Annotated in this window: 22 protein-coding genes; 8 read left to right on the forward strand and 14 right to left on the reverse strand. The window is 74.0% G+C overall.

The window, feature by feature from the left end:
* Positions 1-20 precede the first annotated feature (20 nt).
* Genes CLV40_RS33790 through CLV40_RS33800 form a run of 3 tightly spaced genes read right to left on the reverse strand, consistent with a single transcriptional unit; the run spans position 21 to position 2,272 of the window.
* Entirely contained in the window at positions 21-662 is a 642-nt protein-coding gene (locus CLV40_RS33790; RefSeq protein WP_342752329.1) for a maleylpyruvate isomerase family mycothiol-dependent enzyme, read from the reverse strand.
* A complete protein-coding gene (locus CLV40_RS33795; RefSeq protein ID WP_374065051.1) occupies positions 653-1,906 on the reverse strand; it encodes an RNA polymerase sigma factor in 1,254 nt (417 codons plus the stop codon). Before CLV40_RS33795 ends, CLV40_RS33790 begins: the two co-directional genes overlap by 10 nt.
* Before the next feature lie 15 nt (positions 1,907-1,921).
* The gene (locus tag CLV40_RS33800) at positions 1,922-2,272 is read right to left on the reverse strand and encodes a YciI family protein (RefSeq protein ID WP_104483091.1); all 351 of its coding nucleotides are present in this window, start codon (positions 2,270-2,272) and stop codon (positions 1,922-1,924) included.
* 309 nt (positions 2,273-2,581) lie between these two features.
* Between CLV40_RS33800 and CLV40_RS33805 the strand changes: the two genes are divergently transcribed.
* From CLV40_RS33805 to CLV40_RS38580, 4 genes are all read left to right on the forward strand, one after another.
* Positions 2,582-3,910 (forward strand): alpha/beta fold hydrolase, encoded by a 1,329-nt coding sequence (locus CLV40_RS33805; protein ID WP_181043911.1) that lies wholly within the window; start codon positions 2,582-2,584, stop codon positions 3,908-3,910.
* Between the two features lie 9 nt (positions 3,911-3,919).
* On the forward strand, positions 3,920-4,648 hold the full coding sequence (locus CLV40_RS33810; protein ID WP_104483093.1) for a TetR/AcrR family transcriptional regulator: 729 nt from the start codon (positions 3,920-3,922) through the stop codon (positions 4,646-4,648).
* Positions 4,649-4,824: 176 nt separating this feature from the next.
* On the forward strand, positions 4,825-5,727 hold the full coding sequence (locus CLV40_RS33815) for an aminoglycoside phosphotransferase family protein (RefSeq protein ID WP_104483094.1): 903 nt from the start codon (positions 4,825-4,827) through the stop codon (positions 5,725-5,727).
* 66 nt (positions 5,728-5,793) lie between these two features.
* Entirely contained in the window at positions 5,794-5,937 is a 144-nt protein-coding gene (locus tag CLV40_RS38580; protein ID WP_181043912.1) for a hypothetical protein, read from the forward strand.
* Between the two features lie 170 nt (positions 5,938-6,107).
* On the opposite strand, the gene CLV40_RS40455 is transcribed toward CLV40_RS38580, so the two are convergent.
* The gene (locus CLV40_RS40455) at positions 6,108-7,325 is read right to left on the reverse strand and encodes a tyrosine-type recombinase/integrase (RefSeq protein ID WP_181043913.1); all 1,218 of its coding nucleotides are present in this window, start codon (positions 7,323-7,325) and stop codon (positions 6,108-6,110) included.
* Positions 7,326-7,838: 513 nt separating this feature from the next.
* On the opposite strand from CLV40_RS40455, the gene CLV40_RS38585 reads away from it, so the two are divergent.
* On the forward strand, positions 7,839-8,006 hold the full coding sequence (locus CLV40_RS38585) for a hypothetical protein (protein WP_181043914.1): 168 nt from the start codon (positions 7,839-7,841) through the stop codon (positions 8,004-8,006).
* A gap of 61 nt (positions 8,007-8,067) precedes the next feature.
* On the opposite strand, the gene CLV40_RS33825 is transcribed toward CLV40_RS38585, so the two are convergent.
* Complete coding sequence (locus CLV40_RS33825) at positions 8,068-9,546, reverse strand: serine/threonine-protein kinase (RefSeq protein ID WP_146108373.1); 1,479 nt, start codon at positions 9,544-9,546, stop codon at positions 8,068-8,070.
* 337 nt (positions 9,547-9,883) lie between these two features.
* Here CLV40_RS33825 and CLV40_RS33830 point away from each other — a divergent pair, with 337 nt between their 5' ends.
* The gene (locus CLV40_RS33830) at positions 9,884-10,459 is read left to right on the forward strand and encodes a YbhB/YbcL family Raf kinase inhibitor-like protein (RefSeq protein ID WP_245931741.1); all 576 of its coding nucleotides are present in this window, start codon (positions 9,884-9,886) and stop codon (positions 10,457-10,459) included.
* Positions 10,460-10,516: 57 nt separating this feature from the next.
* Here the strand turns inward: CLV40_RS33830 and CLV40_RS33835 are convergent, their stop codons facing one another.
* The 9 genes from CLV40_RS33835 to CLV40_RS33875 form a co-directional block, all read right to left on the reverse strand.
* Complete coding sequence (locus CLV40_RS33835) at positions 10,517-10,825, reverse strand: co-chaperone GroES (RefSeq protein WP_104483096.1); 309 nt, start codon at positions 10,823-10,825, stop codon at positions 10,517-10,519.
* 96 nt (positions 10,826-10,921) lie between these two features.
* Complete coding sequence (locus CLV40_RS33840) at positions 10,922-11,440, reverse strand: RICIN domain-containing protein (RefSeq protein ID WP_146108374.1); 519 nt, start codon at positions 11,438-11,440, stop codon at positions 10,922-10,924.
* A 114-nt stretch (positions 11,441-11,554) separates the two neighbouring features.
* The gene (locus CLV40_RS33845; RefSeq protein ID WP_104483098.1) at positions 11,555-12,340 is read right to left on the reverse strand and encodes a putative protein N(5)-glutamine methyltransferase; all 786 of its coding nucleotides are present in this window, start codon (positions 12,338-12,340) and stop codon (positions 11,555-11,557) included.
* Positions 12,341-12,367: 27 nt separating this feature from the next.
* Positions 12,368-12,817 (reverse strand): MarR family winged helix-turn-helix transcriptional regulator, encoded by a 450-nt coding sequence (locus tag CLV40_RS33850; protein ID WP_245931742.1) that lies wholly within the window; start codon positions 12,815-12,817, stop codon positions 12,368-12,370.
* Positions 12,814-13,455 (reverse strand): DJ-1/PfpI family protein, encoded by a 642-nt coding sequence (locus CLV40_RS33855; RefSeq protein ID WP_104483099.1) that lies wholly within the window; start codon positions 13,453-13,455, stop codon positions 12,814-12,816. The genes CLV40_RS33850 and CLV40_RS33855 overlap by 4 nt, the downstream gene beginning before the upstream one ends.
* 45 nt (positions 13,456-13,500) lie before the next feature.
* A complete protein-coding gene (locus CLV40_RS33860; RefSeq protein WP_245931743.1) occupies positions 13,501-14,721 on the reverse strand; it encodes an RNA polymerase sigma factor in 1,221 nt (406 codons plus the stop codon).
* A complete protein-coding gene (locus CLV40_RS33865; protein WP_104483100.1) occupies positions 14,718-15,086 on the reverse strand; it encodes a YciI family protein in 369 nt (122 codons plus the stop codon). The genes CLV40_RS33860 and CLV40_RS33865 overlap by 4 nt, the downstream gene beginning before the upstream one ends.
* Before the next feature lie 121 nt (positions 15,087-15,207).
* Positions 15,208-17,001: a putative bifunctional diguanylate cyclase/phosphodiesterase gene (locus CLV40_RS33870; protein WP_245931744.1), complete on the reverse strand. Its 1,794-nt coding sequence runs from the start codon at positions 16,999-17,001 to the stop codon at positions 15,208-15,210.
* Between the two features lie 50 nt (positions 17,002-17,051).
* Positions 17,052-17,420, reverse strand: a complete 369-nt coding sequence (locus CLV40_RS33875) for a hypothetical protein (protein ID WP_104483101.1) — start codon at positions 17,418-17,420, stop codon at positions 17,052-17,054.
* Between the two features lie 67 nt (positions 17,421-17,487).
* Between CLV40_RS33875 and CLV40_RS33880 the strand changes: the two genes are divergently transcribed.
* Both CLV40_RS33880 and CLV40_RS33885 read left to right on the forward strand, forming a co-directional pair.
* The gene (locus tag CLV40_RS33880; RefSeq protein WP_245931745.1) at positions 17,488-18,291 is read left to right on the forward strand and encodes a glycerophosphodiester phosphodiesterase family protein; all 804 of its coding nucleotides are present in this window, start codon (positions 17,488-17,490) and stop codon (positions 18,289-18,291) included.
* Between the two features lie 98 nt (positions 18,292-18,389).
* Positions 18,390-19,115: a class I SAM-dependent methyltransferase gene (locus tag CLV40_RS33885; RefSeq protein ID WP_146108375.1), complete on the forward strand. Its 726-nt coding sequence runs from the start codon at positions 18,390-18,392 to the stop codon at positions 19,113-19,115.
* The last annotated feature ends 3 nt before the right edge of the window (positions 19,116-19,118 follow it).

Below are 19,118 nucleotides of genomic sequence, written 5' to 3' on the forward strand. Positions count from 1 at the left end.
GGCCACTCCCCCACGGCCCGTCACAACGCGAGCCTGCCGACCCCGGGGCCGGTGACACCCGCCAACCCGGCCGGGCGGCCGGTGGCGATCAGCAGCAGGTCCACCAGCGGGCCCCGCACCTCGTCCGGGCCGTCGCCGCCGCGCCAGTCGTGGTCGGTGGCCACCAGCACCGCGCCCCCGAGCCGCTTGGCCACACCCCAGAACCGGGCCGCCACCAGGTGCCCCAGCGCCGCTGCCACCCGCTCCGGCGGCACCGGCCGCGGCCGCGGCCGGCCCAGCGGGCGGATGATGTCCTCCACGTGCACCAGCACGTCGGCCAACGGGTCCAGCGGCGCGGCCAGCGGGTTGCGGCGCGCCGACCCGGCCGTGTCCCGCAGCTGGCCCACCAGCTCGGTCGGGCCGTACCGGGCCGCGCGGGCCCGGGCCTGCTCGTCGACCATCCGGTCGAAGTCGCCCCGGTAGCGCAGCATCCCGCCGAACATCCCCCACACCGACGTGCGCGTCGACAGCGCCAGGTGCGCGGCCACGTCCCACACCGTCCACCCCGCGCACAGCGACCCCGCCCGCCACTCGGCGTCGTCGAGGTCCGCAAGCAGCTCCACCACCCCGAGCCGCTCCGCCTCCGTCCACGCCGACACCTCGTCCCGCCCGATCACGTCCACGTCCCCGCCTCCCCCGACTCCGATTCCAGCTCCAGCTCGGCCAACCGGCCGCGCACCAACGCCCGCTCGGGCTCCGACCCCGCCGCGGCCAACGCCGCCCGGTAGGCCACCGCCGCCTCCGGGAACCGCCCCACCCGCGCCAACAGGTCCGCCCGCGCGGCCAGGTACGGGTGGTAGCCGCGCAGCCGCGGCTCCTTCGACAACCGGTCGAACAGCACCAGCCCCGCCGTCGGGCCGTCGCGCATCGCCACCGCCACCGCCCGGTTGACCGCCACCACCGGCGACGGGTCGATCGCGGCCAGCACGTCGTAGAGCGCCACGATCTGCGTCCAGTCGGTGTCGGCGAACGTCGGCGCCTCGGCGTGCAGCGCGGCGATCGCGGCCTGCACCCCGTACGGGCCCACCGGCCCGGCCAACGCCTCGGGCACCAGCGCGGCGCCCTCGGCGATCATCGCCCGGTCCCACCGGGACCGGTCCTGCGCGTCGAGCAGCACCGGCGCCCCGTCGGCGCCCGTGCGGGCGGCGCGCCGGGCGTGGGTGAGCAGCATCAGCGCCAGCAGCCCGGTCACCTCCCGCTCCGGCAGCAGCCGGCGCAGGATCCCGGCCAGCCGCACCGCCTCGTCGGCCACGTCGTCGCGGCGCGCCCCGTAGCCCTCGGTGAAAATCGAGTACAACACCAGCAGCACCCCCGGGAGCCGCTGGGGCAACTCGTCCGCGCCGGGCACCCGGAACGGGATCCGCGCCGTCCGGATCCGCGCCTTGGCGCGGGTGATCCGCTTGGCCATCGTCGCCTCCGGCACCAGCAGCGCCCGCGCCACCTCGGCGGTGGTCAGGCCCGCGAGGCACCGCAGCGTCAACACCAGCCGGTCCTCCGCGGGCAGCGCGGGGTGCGCGCAGGTGAAGAACAGCCGCAGCCGCTCGTCGGGCACCCCGCCCCCGGCATCGGCCAGGTCCGCCGGGGGCGCGTGCTCGGCTCGCTCGGCCTCCACCCGCAGCACCGCCAGCCGCGTCGCCAGCGCCTGGTCACGGCGCAACCGGTCGACCGCCCGACGCCGCGCGGTGGTCATCAGCCACGCGCCCGGGTTCGGCGGCACACCGCGCACCGGCCAGTGCGCCACCGCGGCCGCCACCGCCTCGGCGGCGGCCTCCTCGGCCAAGTCGAGGTCACCGAAGCGGCGCACCAGGGCCGCCAGCAGCCTGCCGTGCTCCTCCCGGAACACCGCCGCCACCGCGTCCCGCGCCACGTCCACCACCGGCGCTCAGGCGCCGAAGTCGGCGATCGGGCGCACCACCACCGACCCGCCGCCGCGGGCACCCGGGCAGCGGGCCGCCCACTCCAGCGCCACGTCCAGGTCGGGCACGTCGATGACGTAGAACCCGCCCAGCACCTCCCGCGCCTCGGCGAACGGGCCGTCGGTGACCGTGCGGCGCCCGTCGTCGGCGACCCGCACCACCGCGGCGGTGACCAGGTCGGCCATCGACTCGCCCGACACGAACACCCCGGCGTCGTGGACCTGCTTGTCGTAGGCCATCCAGTCCTCGGGCGCGCACCCCACCGCGCCGCCCTCGACGTCGACGGCACCGGCGTTGATCAGCAGCATGTACTTCACGTCCGTGGCTCCTCTGTCCGATTCCCGCGCGGCGCGCTCGCCGCACGACATCACTACGAACGGGCACCCCGCCCAAGGACACCCCGGCCGGGGGATTTTCGCACCCGGCCTCTTCGCAGGCCGACACCTGCGGTTGCGCCACGTCGGCCACGGCCACGGCCACCAGCGGCGTCTCGCCGTCGCCTCACCGGGCAGAACCGCACCCTCGCCCGGCCGCCGCCGCGGAACGCGACTGTCGACCGGCTATACGATGTAGCGTAGGTATACGTCGTATAGCCAGGGGGGTTCGCGATGGTCGGATTGGACGGCGTGACACTGGTGTTGTCGCCACTGCTGTGGTTACTCGCCGGGATCCGGCCGCGCCCGTGGCTGTTGGTGGCGGCACTCGCCGTGGACGTCGTGTTCCTGATCGAGGCGCTGGGTGATCTCGGCTGGTTCCTCGACCAGGACAAACTGTGGCTGCACGTCGTCCTGACCGTGCTGCCCGCCGCCGTCGTCGGGGCGTGGACGCTGCCCCGGGTGATCCGCGGGTCACCGGTCGACCCGTGGCCCGCCGTGGTCGCGGCCGTCGCGGCGGTGGTGAACGCCTACTTCGCTGTCGTGCCGCACGAGCGGGTGACGTTTGGAGTGCTGGCATTCGCCCTGGTCCCCGCAGTCGTGGTACTCGCGGTGATCTTGCCGCTCCGAGGCCGTGGTCGGGTCGCGCGGATCGCCGTCGGGATCGGCGCGACCCTGGCGCTGGCGGCGTCCTCCGCTGTCGCGGCCATCAAAACCAGCACCGTCACCGGGTACGACGCCGAGGACTCGGCAGCCGCCCGCGCCAAGGCCGAACAGGTCCCGGTCCGGACCGGACACGTCACCTCCGAAGGGGACACCCTGTACTACGAGGTCCGCGGTTGCGGTCCGCCGCTGCTGATGATCTCCGGCGGTCAGGGGGACGCCGGCTTCTACACCTATCCGGCGGCGTTGCTGGCCGACGAGTTCCAGGTCATCACCTACGACCGGCGCGGCAACTCCCGCAGCACCCGGAACGTGACGGACTTCAGCATCGCTCAGCAGGCTCGTGACGCGGTCGCGGTGCTGCGTGCCGCCGGGCACGAATCGGCGGCGATCTTCGGCAACAGCGGTGGCGCCATCATCGCCCTGGAAATGGCCACGAGCACACCTGCGGCCGCGACCGCGGTCATCGCCCACGAACCGCCACTGCTCACCGTCGAACCGGACACCAAGTCGCTCGCCATGTTCGACACCATCCGCCGTCTCGGCGCCGGTACGGGAATGGCGCTGTTCTCCCTGTCGGTCGGCATCCCGGTGGCCGCGTACCGCGAGATCCCGGCGGACTTCACCGCGCGGACCGCGAACAACCAGCGGTTCTTCGCCGAGCACGAGATGGCGCACTTCGTGCGGTACGCGCCCAACGTCGAACGGTTGAAATCCAGTGGGATACCCGTGGTGATGGCGGTCGGCGCGACCACCCTCGCCACCAGGCGGTACTACGGACCGCCCGCCGGGATCCTCGCCGGGAAGATCGGCGCACCGCTCGTGGTGTTCCCCGGCCACCACCTGTCGTACTTCGACGTGCCGGTCGCCTGGACCGCGAAGCTACGCGACACGCTGCACGACGTGCGCCGACACTAAGCTCGCGGCATGGCGCGGAGGACCAGACCTGTCGACACCGACCCCGAAGGTCGACCGGTCCGCCGCGCGCTGACTCGCGACTACATCGTCGCCACCGCCCTCGCCGTCCTGGACCGGGACGGTGTCGACGGGCTCTCGATGCGGAAACTGGCCACGGAACTGGGCGTGAACCCGATGGCCGTGTACCACCACCTGCCCAACAAGGCCGCCTTGTTCGATGGTGTCGTCGAGGCCGTCTTCAGCGAGTTCCTGGCCGAAGACGACCTCGAACTCCGGACCGGGACGTGGCGCGATCACCTCACAGCACACCTGCGGCGGTTGCGTGATGTGCTGCGCCGCCATCCCAACGTGCTGCCCGTCCTCGCGACCCGGCCCGCCCACGCCCCGGCGATGATGGAGTTCGGCGATCGGGTGATCGGACTGCTCAGCGGTTCCGGGTTCACCGAGCACGACCTGCTCGTGATCATCAGCTCACTGCGCACCTACACGATCGGCCAAGTGCTCAACGAGGCCGCGCACCCGGTCGGCGGAGCGGCACCCCGCGCGGAGGACATCGCCGCGCTGATGCGGCGCTACCCCAACCTGAGCAAGGCGCTCGACGGTGGGCACGACCCGGATGCCCAGTACGCGCTCACGGTGCAGTGCATGCTCGACGGCTTCGAGAACAGGATGCGGAAGTCCGGAATGGACCAGGCCGACACCGGGGTGGCCGCAGGCACGCGGTCGGCCAGGTCGTGACCGCCGCCCGGCCGGTCCGCTCCTCGACGCCCCGAGCGGCAGGCGCCTGCCCCACAGCGGGCAGCGCCGCTGGTCCGAGACAACCACCGGCTTTCCGGCTGGTGCCGGCGAGGCCGACCGGCGTGACACCACCCCTGAGTAGGGTGGGTGTTTGCGCCGACGAAGGGTTCCGCGCCATGTTGCTTCCCGAGGTGCTGCTCGCGTCGTACCGGCGCGAGGGCGAGGCGGGCCGGGCCTGGATCGCGGCTCTCCCCACGCTGGTCGAGGAGTCACTGGCGCGGTGGGACCTCGTCCCCGACGGCGTCCCCGGCTCCGGCGAGGCGTCGCTCGTGCTACCGGTGCGCGCCACCGACGGGGGACGCGCGGTGCTGAAGTTCCAGCCGCCCCGGGACGAGTCGAGGGCCGCCGTCGTGGGGCTGCGGGCCTGGGACGGCGCCGGGATCGTGCGGCTCATCGACCACGACCCGGCGAGTACGACGATGCTGCTGGAGCGCTTGGACGGCTCCCGCAGCCTGGCCGACGTCGGTGACGACGACACCGCCATGGGCGTTCTCGCCGAGCTGATGCGCGGGTTGACGGCGGTGCCCGCGCCCGCCGGGCTGCGCGGGCTGGCCGACATCGCGACGGCCATGCTCGACGAGGTCCCCGCCGCGCTGCGGTCCCTGGCCGACCCGGACGAGCGGCGCCTGCTGCGCTCCTGCGCGGACGCGGTCACCGACCTCGTCGACGAACCGGGAGACCGACTGCTGCACTGGGACCTGCACTACGGCAACGTCCTGGCCGGGGAACGGGAACCGTGGCTGGCGATCGACCCCGAGCCGCTCGCGGGCGACCCGGGGTTCGACCTGATGCCCGCCCTGGACAGCGAATGGGACGCCGTCGTCGCCGCGGGCGCCCCGACCCGCACGGTGGACCGCCGGTTCGACCTGCTCACCGACGCGCTCGACCTGGACCGGTCCCGGGCCGCCGGGTGGACGTTGGGGCGGGTGCTGCAGAACTCGCTGTGGGACATCGAGGACGGGCGGACCGCGTTGGCCCCGGGCCAGATCATCGTGGCGCGGGCGATGCTGGCCCGCTGAGCCCCACTCGCGCCTCGGCGAGTCCGCCGCCGGGGCCTCCGCTGGTGTCGGGGCTCGGGCAGGCAGGTGGTTCTGGGAGATGTCGTCGGCTCGATCCGCGAGCGCGGGGAGTCCACCGACACCGCCGACCCGCGTCGCCCGGCGCCGCTGGTGGCCGCCGGGCTGCTGCTGGACCGGTGTCGGCAGCGTGCCGGTGTCGGGTCCTCGTGACCCGTCGCCCGTCGATGTGGCGCGGGTGACGACCGAGTGGTTCGCGAGTGATCTCCAACGGGGTGAGCCACGGCCGCTTCCCGCACGAAATCCTCGCGGGCGGGCGGCGTTGGCCACCGGCGGGGCGTTCGCCCGCCCGGTGCGGACTCCGGCGTGGTCCGGTGGGGCGGTCAGTCGGGGCCGAAGACGTGGCGGGCGACGCGGTGGGCGGAGGACCTGGCCGGGTCGGGGGCGGCGGAGTTGTAGACGTGGCGGGTGGTGTCGGTGTTGGTGTGGCCGACGTCGGTGGCCACGTCGGTGATGTCGGCGCCGTCGGCGATGGCGGTGGTGACGTAGTAGTGGCGCAGGGCGTGGGGGTGCAGGGTGCCTGCCAGGCCGGTGCCGTCGGGGTCGATGGCGGCGGCGATGCGGCGCAGCAGTTCCCAGATGGCCTGGCGAGTGCAGCGGCGGCCGTTGCGGTTGAGCAGCAACGGGGTGCCCAGGGTGGGGCGTTGGGCGCGGGTGGCCGGGGCGGTGCCGGTGTCGAGGGCGCGCAGGTAGTCGTCGATCGCGGCGGCCACGGGGTCGGCCAGGTAGACGATGCGGTCCTTGGCGCCTTTGCCGTGCACCCGCAGCGCCCGGACACCGCGGTTGTGGTGCAGGTCGGCGCGGTCGAGGTCGCAGAGTTCGCTCACCCGGATCCCGGCGGTGAACAGCGCCACGACGGCCCGCGCCCGGAGGCGGTCGAGTTCCCGTTGGCGCGGCAGCCGCCCGGCGAAGTGATAGAGGGCGGCGACCTCGGCGTGGGCGAGGGTGATGGTGCGGGTGGCGCCTTTGCGGTTCGCGGTGAGGCCCAGGCGCGCGCGGTTGATGGCGGCGGGGTTGGCCTCGGCGTGGTCGTCGGCGACCAGGTGGTCGTAGAGGGCGCGGACGGCGCCGAGCATCTTGTCGCGGGTGCTGGGGGCGGCGCCGGCGGTGTCGAGGTCGGCCAGCCAGGTTTTGACGTGGGAGGCGCGGGCCAGCCGGGGGTCGAGGTCGTGGGCGGCGCACCACCGCAGCCAGTGCAGGTGCCGCAACCGCCCGGGCGGGGCAGGCGGTGGTGTCGGCCCGGTGGTGGGGCGGGCGGGCAGGCGCATGACGCTGCCGTACCGGGTCACGGCGGCGGCCCACCCGGCGGGGGCGCGGTCGACGCAGGCCCACCGTTCGATGTCGACGGGGTTGGTCGGCAGACCCAGGGCCTGCCCGGCGTAGGTGTGGCGGGTGGCGGTGCTGCCGTACCCGGCCAGCCAGTCGGTGACGGCGGCCAGCAGCACGGGCGGGTCGGCCACACCCGGCCACACGGACAGCTCGGCCACGGCACCGGCGAACACAGCGGGCGTGGTGTCGCCGCCGGTGTTCTCGGCGGTCACCGCACACCTCCGGACACCCGTGCCGCGCGGCCCGGCACTCGATCGGCACCGACCGGGCCGGGGCCAGAGGCGGGGCGCGCGCGGTCCCGGTGTCGGGGCTCAGCGCCGACCGGGCCCGCGGCGGCGGGTTCGCGGAGCGGTTCGCCACCGAGGTCGCGAACCGGGTATGCGGCCGACGCGTGCCGGGCGAACACGGCCGAGTGGAAGGAGCACAGCACCGTGGCGGCGGCCGGGGCGATCGGCCGGGCCGGGGACTGGCGTGGGTCGAGCGCACTCGACGCGCCGACGCGGTGGTGACCGCCTCGGACGAGGCCGCGTCGGCCACGGCACCGGGGACCGGCGGTGTGTGGCCGATGGCTGTCGTGGGCGGGGTGATCGGTCGGGCGCGCCGTGTCGGCCGCGTTTCCGGCGGCAGAGGTAGGTCGTGCGCGGTCGCGGCACCGGGGATCGGCGCTGACAGGTCTGACTGAGCCCGCAACGGCGCCGGTCGCGGTGACCGGGCCGGGATCGGAAGTGGGGCGCGCGCGGTCCAGGCACTGGGAACGGGCGCTGCGCGGCCCGTGGCGGTCGCGGCTCGGTGGCGGCGTGGTCCCGTGCGGCGCGGGTGGCTTCGACGGCGAGGCGGCGGGTGTCGGGCGCGCCACCGTGTCGACTGTGGTTCCGGGGGTGAGCGACCTGTAGTGGGTGCCGTGGAGCCCTGCTCGGGGTCGCCGTGGTTGTCCGCCGAGCGCGGTGGGCGGGGTCATGGGGTGGTTCCGATGGTGGCGGTGAGGCCGAGGTGGGCGGCCAGGTCGGCGAGGTAGGTCAGGACCGGGGCGGTGGGGGTGTCGATCCGCAGCTCGGTGCCGTCGGGGGCGGTGGTGACGCGGTCCGGTGCGACGCGGGTGGCCTCGACGGCGAGGTGGCGGCGGGTGTCGGGGGTGCCGCCGTGGACGTGGATGGTCACGGTGTGGGCGGCGGGTGGGGTGTTGGGGTCGTGGTCGGTGAGGGGGACGGCCGGTAGGCGGCCGGTCGCGGCGAGGCCGGTCAGTGTCCGGCGGGCGCGGGTGTCGGCGCCGCCGGGTTCGGTCAGGGTTTGTTCGATGTCGGCGCGGGCGGTGTCGGGGGCGCGAAGGCGGGCCAGGACGGCGTCGACGGGCCGGGTACCGGCGGGCGCGGTGGCGATGGTGGTGGCCAGGTCGGCGAGCAGGTCGGTGCCGGTGTCGGTGAGGGTGGCCAGCAGGTGCCGCACGGCGGGGTGGTGTGGCGCGTCGACGGGCACGGCGTGGGCGAGGTGGCGCAGGACCCGGTTGTGGACGGTGGCGGCGGTGAGGTCCTCACGCGCCGCGGCGAGCGCGGTGTCGCGGTCGGTGACGGCGGCGGTGAGGGTGTCGAGGCGGGCCTGGCCCGCGGCGGACTCGGCGACCAGCCGCGCGTGGTCGGCTGTGGCGCGGTCGCGGTCGGCGGTGGCCTGTTCCAGGCGGTGGGCGAGTTCGGTGGCGATGCCGCGCGCGGCGCGTTCCTCGGCTTGGCAGGCGGCGAGGCGGGTGCGCAGGTTTTCCAGGGCGGTGCGGTCGCCGTCGCGGTCGGCGGTGAGGGCGGCGACGGTGTCGGTGAGCGCCGCGACGCGCGCCTGGGCGGCTTCGCGGGTTTTGACGGCGTCGCCCGCGGCGGTGACCGCGTCCTGGCGGGCCTGTTCGGCGGTGGCGGCCTGGGTGGTCGCGGCGGTGGCGGCCGCGCGGGCGCGGGTGGCGTCGTCGCGGGCCTGGTCGCGGTCGGCGACGGCGGCGGCGGCCGCGGCGCGGTCGGCCGCCGCGGCGGCCTGGGCCTGGTCGCGGGCCTGGGTGGCGGCGGCGGTGGCGCGGTGGGCGTGTTCGGCGTGGGCTTCGGCCTCGGCGACGCGGACGGTTTCGCGGCGCACCAACTCTTGTTGTCCGGCGACGGCGGCGGCGGTGTCGGTGAGCGCGGTCAACGCCGGGGTCAGTGTCGATCGCAGTCGGGTCAGTTCGCGGTCCAGGACGGCGAGGGGGTCGTGCGGGTCGTCGTCGCCGCGCGCGGACCGGTAGGCGACGACGGCGGCGCCGTGGCGTTTGCAGGAGAACGCGTCGCCGTCCCAGCGGCCTTGTCCTTCGGGGCAGTACCGCAGTCGCGGTCCACCGCGGGCGGTGCCGCGTTCGGGTAGCGGTGTGCCGCAGCACAGGCAGCCCGGTTCCTCCCCCGGCGCCGCCGTTCGGCGTTCCACGACGTCCCCACCGGCCACATCCACCACAACCAACCCACCATTCATACAAGTAACTATGGATTCATCATAGTTACTGACAACCAACCTCTTCAACCAGGGGCGGATCAGAGTCCTTGCCTACAGAAGTGTGCTTCTGTAGGCAAGGAGGGGCGAGGGTGGGAAACCGGTGGGGAGACGACGCGCCGGGGGCGTCGCGACGGGGATCGTTCGGTGACAAAAGTGGTGAAAAGGACGGGCCGCCGCCGGATGGGTGAGCGCCTACGCTGGGTCCGGCGCCAGATCACAGTCGCGTCACGGAAAGGACCACAGGACCACAGGAATCCTCGGGAGACCCCCAGTGAGAAGCACCACAACCGTGTTGGCCGCCGTGCTCGTCGTCGGGGCGGTGGCGGTCTCGCCCGCGGTGTCGTCGGCGGGACAGGGGAGCGCTTTCAGCGTCTCCAGCGCCGCGTTCACCAACGGCGGTCTGATCCCCAAGGTGCACGAGTGCACCAGCGGCGGCGGCAACGACCCCGCCAAGCGCAACGAGTCCCCGCCGCTGTCGTGGGCGGGTGCCCCGGCGGGGGCGAAGAGCTACGCGATCGTCATGCGGGACCTGGACAACAACAACCTGATCCACTGGGTCATCTACGACATCCCGGTGGGGTCGACGTCGTTGCCGCAGAACGTGGCGCACTCCTACCAGCCGCCGACACCGGCGGGGTCGCGGCAGGTGTACTACCGGGGCAGCGCCAGCCTCTACGGCTACCAGGGGCCGTGTTCACCGTCGACGGTGAACACCTACGAGTTCGTGGTGCACGCCCTGAACAAGGCGACGTTGACGAACCTGTCGCAGAACTCCTCGACGCAGACGGCGGCGCGGGCCATCACGGCCGCGTCGATCGGCTCGGCCCGCATCACCGGCGAGTCCTAGCCGGACCGGGTCCGGGCGCCGCCCCCGGCCGGGCGGCGCCGACGGACCGGCCTTCGCTCAGGTGGGCCTGACCTCCAGCACGTCGGTCTCGTGCAGCATGATGACCTCGCCGCCGTTGATGTCGACCCCGGTGCCTGCGGCCACGTCGAACACGACGGTGTCGCCGACCTTCAGGTGGATCGGCCGGGTCTCCCCGGACGCGAGCCGCTTGCCCGGTCCGATCGCCGCGACCACTCCCGCCGACAGCGTGCCGGCGCGCTGCGTGGGCAGCGAGACCCCTCCCGGGGGTTCCGCCTTCACCACGGCGATGCCGTCCTCACTGGGCTTGAGCTTGGTCACCGCGCTCAGCCACGACGTCTGCACCATATGCCGACCTCCCGATCACCGCGTGGACTTTCCCAGCAGCGAAACAGCGCGTGCCCCCACCCACAAGCGGGACCCGCCTTTCGGGTGAAAAGGGTCCTAGTTGGACACCTTGGTGGCGAGATAGGTGACGGGCGCGAACGTCTCGGGGACGACGACGAGGTGGGGGTCGTAGTCGCCGCCGGGGACGACGGGCCAGCCGTTGACCGCGGAGTTGATGGTCACCGAGATGACGGCGGCGGCCGCGGAGCCGCTGAGGTGCACGGTCCAGCGCAGTGTCCGGGGATCGGTGGGCAGCAGGTTCAGCGGCCCGACCCGCACGGCCGCCCCGGGGCCGGCCTCGGGCAGGGTCCAGCCGCGCAGGGTCTCGTCGGTGCGGATGAGGTAGTCGCCGCGGGCACCGGTCTGCACGAACCGCCAGCGGGTGGCGGCGGCGGGGTCGCCGAGGCCGACGGAGCCGTCCCGGTCGAGCAGGCCGGGTCCGTTGGGGACGCGCAGGGTCCACACGCCGGTGAGTTTGCGTTCGGCGGGCGCGGCCGAGGCCGGTCCGACGATCCCGATGGCGGCCACGAGCGCGCACGCCACCGCTGTCCACTTCGCCACTGTCCACTTCCGCACCGCGACCTCCTCGGACGGGCGCCGTCCCCTTGCGGCGGCGCTCCGACCCGGGCTTACACCGCCGCGGCGCGCCCTAGGCCCGCACCGGCCGGTAGCCACCCGATCGAGACCGGGTCAGGGGGCGCGACCCAGGACGATGGTGGCGTCGCGGTCGGGGTCGTGTTCGGCGCGGGCGTCGAGCCCGGCGGCGGCGAGAACGGCGACGGCGGTGGGGGCCTGTTCGGCGCTGGTCTCGGTGAGCAGGTGCCCGCCGGGGGCCAGCCACGGCGCGCCCTCGGCGGCGAGGCGGCGGTGGAGGTCGAGGCCGTCGGCGCCGCCGTCGAGGGCGGTGTGCGGTTCGTGCGCGCGGGCCTCGGGCGGCATGAGGTCGATGGCGGCGGTGGGCACGTACGGCACGTTCGCGACCAGCACCGACACCCGCCCCCGCAGCTCGGCGGGCAGCGCGGCGAGCAGGTCGCCGCGGTGGACGGCCGCGCCGGGCAGGTTGCGGCGGGCGCAGTCGACCGCGCGCGGGTCGAGGTCGGCGGCGTGCAGGTCGACGCCGGGGACGCGGGCGCGCACGGCGGCGGCGACGGCGCCGCACCCGCAGCACAGGTCGACCACGACGGCGCCGGGCGCGGCGAGGGCGGCGGCGTGCTCGGCGAGGAACTCGGTGCGCCGCCGCGGCACGAACACCCCGGGGTCGACCTGGACGCGGAGTCCGGCGAACCCGGCCCAGCCGAGCAGGTGTTCCAGGGGCAGCCCGGCGACGCGGCGCGCCACCAGGTCCGCGAGGTGGGCGGGGTCGCGGGCGGCGTCGACGAGCAGGGCGGCCTCGTCCTCGGCGAAGACGCACCCGGCGGCGCGCAGGCGGGCGACGGTGTCGGCGGGGGGTGTGGTCCGGTGGGGCGGGGGCGGCACGGGTGGGACTCCTCGGCTGGGGAGGGCTCAGTCTGCCGGGGTGGTGGTGTCGAGGGTGTCGAGGGCCTCGGCGAGGCGCTCCACGGCGGCGGCGATCTCGGCGAACCGCTCGTCGCCGAGCCGGTCGGCGAGGTCGGCGGCCAGGGCCCGGTGGGCCGGGGTGACGCGCTGCACCGCGTCCACCCCGGCCTCGGTCGCGACCAGCAGCTTGGCCCGCCGGTGCGCCGGGTTCGGCCGGTAGGCGGCCAGTCCCTGCTCGACGAGCAGGTCGGCGATGCGCTGCACCCCTTGGCGGGTCATGCCCATGGCGCGGGCCACGCCGGAGACGGGCAGCGGGTCGCGCAGGACGGCGCCGAGGACCTGCCAGCGGGCGGCGGTGAGCCCGACGGGGCGGGCCATGTCCTCGGAGAGCTCCAGCAGCCTGCCGTGCGCCCGGAACACCGCCAGCGCGGTCCGCGACAGTAACGGGCCGCTCACGCGTCGGCGCCTTGTCCGGCGAGGACGGCGAACGCGGCGGCGTCGCTGTGGGCGTAGAGGCGGAACCAGGCGTCGAGGGCCTCGGGGCGGTAGACGTCGAGGCGGGCGAGGATCTCGCGGGCGAACGCGACGGGGTCGGTGGGGCCCGCGGTGATGAGGTCGCGGTCGGTGACGGCGTCGGCCTCGCGGTAGCGGCCGGTGCCCGCGTAGCCGGTGTAGGCGAGGTACTCGGCGGCGGCGCTGGTGTGGTCGCGGTCGTCGAGCAGTCCCTCGCGGGCCAGGCCTGCGGTGGCGCCGCAGATGGCGGCGACGGGCACGCCCGCGTCGAGGAAGGTGCGGGCGGCGCGGGCGAAGTGCGGGTGGCGGTCGTCGCCGGTGTCCCAGCCGGTGGAGCCGGGCAGGATCAGCATGGCGCTGTCGGCGGGGCTCAGCTCGGCCAGGGTCAGGTCGGGCACGATCCGCACGCCACCCATGGTGGTCACGGGCTCGGTGTCGAGCCCGACGGTGCGGACGGTGAAGCTGCCGGGGCGCCGCTGCCCCATGCCGTGGCGCAGGGTGGCGGTGGCGTGCCCGGTCTCCCAGTCGGACAGCATGTCGTAGACGGCCAGGTGGACGGTGTTCACGCTCTCGTTCGTCATGACAATATCCTGTCATTACGACAACATGCTGTCAATTCTGGTGGGTCACCCGATCCGGTCGGCCTTGGCCTCCAGGTACCGCCGCTCCGCCACGCTCAACGTCAACCGCGCCGCCCGCCGGTACTCCACCACCGCCTCCCCCAGGTCACCCGCCAGCTCCAGCAGGTGCGCCCGCACCGCCGCCACCCGGTGGTGCCCGGCCACCCGCCGGTCCCCCGCCAACGCCGCCACCTCCGCCAACCCCGCGCGCGGCCCCGCGACCTTCGCCACCGCCACCGCCCGGTTGAGCGACACCATCGGGTTCGGCGCGATCCGCGCCAGGATCCCGTACAACACCAGGATCTGCGCCCAGTCCGTATCCGCGTCCCCCGCCGCCTCCGCGTGGATCGCCGCGATCGCCGACTGCACCTGGTACGGGCCCAGCGGCGCCCGCGACACCGTCTCCTCCACCAGCGCCACCCCCTCCGCGATCGCCGCCCGGTCCCACCGCGACCGGTCCTGCTCCGCCAACGGCACCAACACCCCACCCGGGCCCGTGCGGGTGTCGCGGCGCGCGTCGGCCAGCAGCATCAACGCCAACAGACCCGCCACCTCACCGTCACCCGGCCGCCGCGCCCGCACCGCCCGCGCCAACCGGATCGCCTCCGCCGTCAGGTCCGGCCGGTTCAACTCCGGCCCCGCCGACACCGTGTGCCCCTCGGTGAAGATCAGGTACAGCACCCGCAGCACCGCCGACACCCGCCCCGGGTCCACGTCCCGGGGGAACGCCGCGCCCCGCAACCGCGCCTTCGCCCGGCTGATCCGCTGCGCCATCGTCGCCTCCGGCACCAGGAACGCCGCCGCGATCTCGCCGGTGGTCAACCCGCCCACCGCCCGCAACGTCAACGCGACCCGCGACGGCGCCGCCAAGTCCGGGTGGCAGCACAGGAACAGCAGGTCCAGCGTGTCGTCCACGTCACCGGGCCGGTCGCTGTCCGCGCCCGGCACCAGCAGCTGCGCCTGCGCGGCCACCACGTCCTCGCGGCGCCGCCGCGCGTTCTCCGACCGCCAGTGGTCGGTCAACCGCCTGCCCGCCGCGGTCACCAACCAGCCCGTCGGGTTGTCCGGCACCCCGTCCACCGGCCACCGCGTCGCCGCCGCCAACAACGCCTCCTGCACGGCGTCCTCGCACGCGTCGAAATGCCCGTGGTGGCGCACGAGCACACCGAGGACCCGCGGCGCGCACCCGCGCAGCAGGTCCCCGATGCCCACCGCGGGCGTGCTCACACGTCCGGGCCCGCCGAGAACATCACCGGCCGCACCTCCACCGCCAACCCGTCGATCCGCGAGTCCGGGATCATCCTGGCCAACTCCACCGCCCGCTCACCGCTCTCCACGTCCACCAGGTAGTAGCCGCCCAGGTACTCCTTCGCCTCCACGAACGGCCCATCGGTCACCACCTGCTCACCACCGCGCCCCGCCACGGTCACGGTCGCGGAGTGGTCGCCGAGCGCGTTGGTGGAGATCATCTCCCCGGACTCGGTGATGGCCCGGATGAACTCCTGGTGCCCGGACATCACCACCTCCCGCTCGGCCTCGGTCAGCGCGTCCAGCACAGCGTTGTTGATCTGCATCAGCAGCAGGTACTTCACGGCGGGTCTCCCCTTGCTCGGCCACCCCCGGTCGGGGTGTGCACGGCCCCATGACGGAGCCGGGGACACCACCTCGACATCCCCGCCCGGATTCTCCGCCCCCGAACCCGCCCGGGCCGGACTAGACCGACGTCGCCGCCCCGGAACCAGAGGCACCGGCGGCACCGCCGGGACCGTCGAACACCGTCGGACGCCGCATCCACACCCCGTGCGGCCTGCTCAACAACGCCTCCAACGGCTCCGGCTCACCCAGGTGGAACCCCTGCGCGACCCGCACCCCCAACCGCGACAACGCCTCCACCTGCGTCGCCCGCTCCACCCACTCCGCCACCACCGACAACCCCAGACCCCGCGCGATGTCCACGATGCCCTGCACCAACACCGTGTCCCGACTGCCGTAATCGATCCCGTGGATGAACTCCCCGTCGATCTTCAACCCCGTGATCGGCAACTGCTTGAGGTGCACGAACGACCCGAACCCCGACCCGAAGTCGTCCAACGTGATCCGGCAACCACTGGCCCGCAGCTGCTGCGCCAGACTCCGCGCCGCGTCCAGGTTCGTCACCGCCGCCGTCTCGGTGATCTCGAACCCCAACCGGCCCGGCGCCACCCCCGCCGCCGTCAACCGGTCCAGCACGAACCCGCCGAAGTCCTCGTCCTCCAACGTCCGACCCGACACGTTCACGTTGAACCGCAACCCCGGGTACGGGTGCTCCACCAACGTCTCGATCGCCTTGTCCGCCACCCACCGGTCGATCTCGAACACCAGGTCGCTGCGCTCCGCCGCCAACAGGAACTCCCCCGGCCCCAACCGCGGCTCCCGCCCGTCCTCCAACCGCAACAGCAACTCGTGCCCGATGACCCGACCACTGCCCAACTTCACCATCGGCATCGCGTGCAACGCGAACCCGCCGTCCTTCAACGCCGCCCGCACCCGCTCGATCACCGTCACCCGTAACTCGGTGTCCTTGTAATGCCCCTGCTCATACACCGTCACCCGGTTGCGGCCACCCGACTTCGACGCGTACAACGCCATGTCCGCGTTCGCCAGCACCTCCTGCCAGCTCACCCCCGAGTCGAACGTCGCGATCCCGACACTCACCGTGATCCGACTCGCCCCCGCCACCCCGCTCATCGGGATCGCCGCGATCGCCGTCCGCAACCGGTCCGCCGCCGCCACCGCCGCCCGCTCATCCGTGTCGGGCAACACCGCCGCGAACTCGTCCCCCGACAACCGCCCCAGGATCCGCCCATGACCGATCCGATCCCGCAACAACGACGCCAACGCGCACATCACCCGATCCCCCGTCGGATGACCGTGCAGGTCGTTGATGTCCTTGAAGTGGTCCAGGTCCAACAGCAGGAACGCCCCCCGCGCCCCCGACGCCAACTGCCGCTCCAACTCCCGCGTCAACGCCCGCCGGTTCGGCAACCCCGTCAACGGGTCCTCGTCCACCATCCGCAGCAACTCGTCCTGCCGCTCCCCCAACCCCGCCTCGGCCAGCTCCCGCTCCCGCCACCGCGACACGTCAACCACCCGGTACAGCAACTGCCCACGCGGCGCCGGCGTGCAACGGATCTCCACCCACCGGTGCCCCGACCCGTCCGCCAGCGGCAACGACACCACCACGTCCGCCTCGCCCGGCCCATCCGGCGCGCCCGCCAACAACGCCGTCAACGACCGACCCGCGCACCGCTGCGGCGCCAACCCCAACAACTCCGCCATCGCCGGGTTGCACCAGCGCACGTGCCCGCGGACATCGGTCAACGCGAACGCCGTGTCCGTCGCCGACAGCACCTCCACCAGCTCGGTCCGCTGCTCCGCCGCCTGCCGCATACCCGCCGCCGTCCCTGTCGACCCACGCCCGCCGGCACCGTCCTTCTCCGGCACCGCCCGCCGCAAGAACTGTCCCATCACCCGATCTTGTCGGAGAACGAGCACGTAGGGTAGTGGACCGCTCCCCGTCAGCGCAGGCGCTCGAGCCCTTTCGCCGACACCCGCACCTGCTCCGCGAGAACCCCCAGCTCAGCCAGGGTCGCACCGTCCTGTGTGGCGGTCACCACGTCCTCCGCCGCGCACCGCAACTGGAACAACCGGTCCAACAGGTCCGCCACCTCCGCGGTCGACAACACCACCGCGTCCTCCGGCAACCCACCCCGCTGCACCGCCGACCGCCGCTCATACGCCCGCTGCCTGCACGACTGCGCGCAATACCGACGCCGACGCCCCGCCCGGTCCTCCTCCGGCAACTGCGCCCCACACCACCCACACGGCCGCGCCTTCCGCGACAACAACGACACCGGGGACACGATCGGGGCAACGGGCTCGGCCATGGCGCCCGACGCTAGCCCGACACCCGCGGTGCACCACGACGCCACGCCGCTGAGGCACACTCAACCCGTGCCACCCCACCCCCACCGCCTCACCCACGGCTTCTTCGACGGACCCCACCCCCGCGCGTTCGTCCACCGCGGCTGGCACCACGACGACACCGGCCCCGCCAGCGCCGAGAACTCCCTCTCCGCGTTCCGCCGCGCCGCCGACGAGGGCTTCCACTACCTCGAAACCGACGTCCACGCCACCAGCGACGGCGTCGTCGTCGTCCACCACGACAACACCCTCGACCGCACCACCGACACCCGCGGCACCATCGCCCACCTCCCCTGGACCACCGTCTCCCGCGCCCGCCTCGACGGCCACGAACCCCTCTCCCGCCTCGAAGACCTCCTCGAAGAACTCCCCGACGCCCGCGTCAACATCGACGTCAAAGCCGCGAGCGCCATCGAACCCGTCCTCGACGTCCTACGCCGCACCGGCGCCCGCGACCGCGTCTGCCTCGCCTCCTTCTCCGAAGCCCGCCTCACCCGCATCCGCGCACTCGCCGGACCCGGCGTCCTCACCTCCATGGGCATGCGCGCCATGGTCGGCTTCTGGGCCACCCGCCACCTGCCCACCGCACTCGCCGGACCCGCCCCCCGACCCCTCGTCGCCCAGGTCCCCGTCCACCACGGCCCCCTCCGCGTCGTCGACGCCGCCCTCGTCCGCGCCGCCACCCGCCGCGGCGCCGAGATCCACGTCTGGACCATCGACGACCCCGACCAGATGCGCGACCTCCTCGACCTCGGCGTCGACGGCCTCATGACCGACCGCCCCCAGGTACTCAAAGACGTCCTCACCGCCCGCGGCGCCTGGCCCCGCACCTGACCGCGCGTCCACACAAGAACCCGCCCGCCAGGTAACAGACCTATGACCTGTGCGTCAGGTACTCCCGCCAGACCACCCCGACCAGGCATCCTTGCCCGGTGACCGACACCCGCGAGACGACCGGCACACGCCCACACCCCGACACCCCACCCGACGACACCGACGCGACCGTGGACCTCCCCGCCGCCATCGCCACCCACCTCACCGGCCTCACCGGCACCGTCATCGAGGTCGGCGGCGACCCCGACACCGTCCGCGCCCTCCGCGCCGCCCACCTCGACGTCCTCTCCCTCGCCGCCCCCGGCACCCGCGCCGGCGCCCACGCCGACCCCGAAGCGCTCCCCCTGCGCACCGGATCCGTCGCCGCCATCGTCGCCACCCACCGCCTCCCCGCCGTCGACGACGTCGACACCACCCTCGCCGGCTTCGCCCGCGTCCTGGCCCCCGGCGGACGCGTCGTCATCGCCGCCAACGCCCTCGGCGACCGCCGCGAACTCCGCGGCCTCTGGACCACCGCCGCCCGCGACTGCGGCGTCACCGACCCACCCCCCTTCCTCGACACCGACGCCCGCTTCCCCCTCGACCACGCCGAGGCCTGGCTCCAACGCCACTTCACCGACGTCACCGTCACCCCCCTGCGCGGCACCACCACCCTCGACGCCGACACCGTCCTGGCCCTGCTCCGCGCCCAACGCCCCACCGACGCCGGCGTCACCTGGGACCTGCTCGCCTCCGTCGTCGAAAGCCGCGTCCGCGACACCGCCACCACCGACGGCGGCTTCGCCCTCACCACCCTCACCGGCATCGCCACCGGCACCAAGTGAACG

This window comes from Actinokineospora auranticolor (assembly GCF_002934265.1).
GTDB classification, from domain to species: domain Bacteria; phylum Actinomycetota; class Actinomycetes; order Mycobacteriales; family Pseudonocardiaceae; genus Actinokineospora; species Actinokineospora auranticolor.

Excerpts from the sequence above, each read along its gene's own strand:
- CLV40_RS33810 (WP_104483093.1), top strand. The coding sequence starts at position 3,920 with ATGGCGCGGAGGACCAGACCTGTCGACACCGACCCCGAAGGTCGACCG.
- CLV40_RS33815 (WP_104483094.1), top strand. The coding sequence starts at position 4,825 with ATGTTGCTTCCCGAGGTGCTGCTCGCGTCGTACCGGCGCGAGGGCGAG.
- CLV40_RS33835 (WP_104483096.1), bottom strand. The coding sequence starts at position 10,825 with ATGGTGCAGACGTCGTGGCTGAGCGCGGTGACCAAGCTCAAGCCCAGT.
- CLV40_RS33855 (WP_104483099.1), bottom strand. The coding sequence starts at position 13,455 with ATGACGAACGAGAGCGTGAACACCGTCCACCTGGCCGTCTACGACATG.
- CLV40_RS33870 (WP_245931744.1), bottom strand. The coding sequence starts at position 17,001 with ATGGGACAGTTCTTGCGGCGGGCGGTGCCGGAGAAGGACGGTGCCGGC.
- CLV40_RS33875 (WP_104483101.1), bottom strand. The coding sequence starts at position 17,420 with ATGGCCGAGCCCGTTGCCCCGATCGTGTCCCCGGTGTCGTTGTTGTCG.